At 67.8% G+C, this 2,901-nt stretch carries 3 protein-coding genes; all 3 read left to right on the forward strand.

Features of this window, described 5'->3' with window-relative positions; translation table 11 throughout:
- A partial coding sequence (locus tag AC2VOG_RS11000; protein ID WP_486939928.1) for an amidohydrolase occupies window positions 1-1,563 on the forward strand: 1,563 nt, incomplete at its 5' end.
- A gap of 88 nt (window positions 1,564-1,651) precedes the next feature.
- Window positions 1,652-2,437, forward strand: a complete 786-nt coding sequence (locus AC2VOG_RS11005) for a class I SAM-dependent methyltransferase (RefSeq protein WP_486939929.1) — start codon at window positions 1,652-1,654, stop codon at window positions 2,435-2,437.
- Window positions 2,438-2,458: 21 nt separating this feature from the next.
- Window positions 2,459-2,901: DUF309 domain-containing protein (locus AC2VOG_RS11010; protein ID WP_486939930.1), on the forward strand; the 443-nt coding region annotated here is incomplete at its 3' end.

Raw genomic sequence — 2,901 nt, forward strand, 5'->3', positions numbered from 1 at the left:
CTCACGGTCAACGACGCGCAACCGACCGCCGAGGCGCTGGCGGTCACCGATGGACGCATCGTCGCGGTCGGCGACCGCACGGACATCGACGCGTTCATCGGCCCTGAAACCCGGGTGCTCGACATCGGCGACGGCTGCGTATTGCCCGGCTTCGTCGAGGCCCACGGACATCCGCTGATGGAGTCCGTCGTGCTGTCCGGCCGGATGGTCGATATCCGGCCGGTCACCCTGACCGACGCCGACGCCGTGGTGGATCTGGTCCGCAACGAGGTCGCCGCTCGCGGCGCCGAGGGGGCATACGCGGTCGGCTGGGACCAGTTGTTGCAGCCGGGGCTGCCCGAACCGACGTTGGCCTGGCTGGACAGCGTCGCCCCGGACCACCCGCTGGTGATCGTGCACAACTCGGGCCACAAGGCTTACTTCAACAATGCGGCAGCCCGGCAGGGCGGGTTGAGCCGCGACACCCCCGACCCGATCGGTGCGAAATACGGCCGCGATGCCGCCGGTGAACTGGATGGCACCGCGGAGGAAACCGCCGCACTCATTCCACTGCTGGGCAAGGCGATGTTGCCCGGCGACGCCCCGGCGATGCTGCGCGCCGAATGCGCGCGGCTCAACCGGGCCGGGCTGACAACAATTTCGGAGATGGCGTTCTCGCCGCAGTTTCGGCCGCTGGTCCAAGAACTGCACGACGAACTGACCGTGCGCCTGCGCACCTACGAGATCTCCAACCCGGCGTTGCACACCGATGCTTCGCCAGGGGACGGCGACGACATGGCGCGCCAGGTCGGTATCAAGATCTGGGTGGACGGCTCACCGTGGATCGGCAACATTGACCTGTCGTTCCCGTATCTGGACACCGACGCCACCCGCACCATCGGCGTCGAACCCGGATCGTGCGGGCATGCCAACTACACCGGCGAACAACTGACGCGAATCGTCGAGGCGTACTTCCCCCGCGGCTGGCAGATGGCTTGCCATGTGCACGGCGACAACGGGGTCGACACCATCCTGGACGTCTACGAGGACGTGCTGCGTCGGCACCCGCGTCCCGATCACCGGTTGCGCCTCGAACACGTCGGCGCCATCCGCCCCGAACAACTGCGCCGTGCCGCCGCGCTGGGCGTGACCTGCAGCCTGTTCGTCGACCACCTGCACTACTGGGGTGATGTTCTGGTCGACGGACTGTTCGGGGAGGAACACGGTTCGCGGTGGATGCCGGCGGCATCCGCCGTCGCGACGGGTATGCGCATCTCACTGCACAATGACGCGCCGGTCACCCCCGAAGAGCCGCTACGCAACATCAGCGTCGCCGCCACGCGGCGCGCGCCCAGCGGGCGGGTCCTGGCGCCCGACGAGCGGCTCACTGTCGAGCAGGCGATCCGAGCGCAAACCCTCGATGCAGCCTGGCAGCTGTTTGCCGACGACGTGACCGGATCCCTTGAGGTGGGCAAGTATGCCGACCTGGTGGTGTTGTCGGCCGACCCCCGCACCGTCGCCCCCGAAGAGATCGCCGATCTTGAAGTACGCGCCACCTTCCTGGCCGGCCGCCAGGTGGTCTGAAACGACAGACCATCCCGCTATTTAAAGGAGAAAAAGGGGTCTAAAGTCCCCTGGCGGACTCAAGGCTGGTAAGGCTAACCTTCGTTGCATGAGCCTGCCGATGCCCGACCGCAAGACCGCTGATCTGCCCGGCCACTGGCTGTTCGCCCGTCTCGGCAAACGCGTGCTGCGGCCCGGCGGGCTCGGACTGACTCACCGGATGCTGGCCGATGCGCAGTTGGCCGGCGCCGACGTGGTGGAACTCGCGCCCGGCATGGGTCGCACCGCGAAAGAGATCCTGCAGAACGGCCCCGGTACCTACATCGGCGTCGAGGCCGATGAGAACGCCGCCGGCGTGGTCCGATCGGTGATCGGCGAACGGGGCCGGGTGGTCACCGGCGAAGCGTCGAAGACCGGCCTGGAGGGCGACAGCGCCGACGTCGTCATCGGCGAAGCGATGTTGACCATGCAGACCAACGCCCACAAGGCCGAGATCATGGGGGAGGTCTACCGAGTGCTGCGCCCGGGCGGCCGCTACGCCATTCACGAGATGGTCCTGCAGCCCATCGACGTACCCGAGGCCGTAAAAGATGAAGTCCGCACCGCGCTGGCCCGCTCCATCAAGGTCAACGCCCGCCCGCTGACCGCCGCGGAGTGGACCGAGTTGCTCACCGACGCCGGCTTCACCGTGGAGAAGATCTCCTACGCACCGATGGCGCTGTTGGAGCCGCATCGGTTGATCGCCGACGAGGGTCTGTTCGGGGCGCTGCGGTTCGTGTTCAACGTGCTGCGTGATTCCGATGCGCGGGCCCGGGTGCTCAATATGCGTGCGACGTTCCGTCGCCACCGCGACAACATGGCCGCTATCGAGGTGATTGCTGCCAAGCCCGCCTGACCGGCTTGCCATGATGGACAGGTGACAACCCGCGACCGCGACGATTCGGGCCGCCCCCGTAATGCCCGCCCGCGTGATCGGCTGGGCCGCCCGCTGCCCCGCGGCAGCCAGGGCGGGGTCGAAGGTGTTCCCGACGACCTCGATCTGCCGCCGGCCCAGATGCTCGCCTACGCGCAGCTGTTGCTGGACGATGGGCTGGCGTTCAACGCCCACGAGGTGCTGGAAGCCGCTTGGAAGCATCGGCCCCCCACTGAGCGTGAACTGTGGCAGGGCTTGGCACAGCTTGCCGTCGGAGTCACCCACGTTCAGCGTGGCAACGTCGCTGGCGCGGTCAGCTTGTTGCGCCGCGGCGCCGAGCATCTGGCGTCGGTGCGGCCCCCGGCCCCGTTCGGGATCGATCTCGCCGGATTGCTGGGCTTCGCCGCGCATTTGGCCGACGACCTGGCGGCCGGCGTCGAGATCGC

The sequence above is a fragment of the Mycobacterium sp. TH-M11 genome (assembly GCF_057473725.1).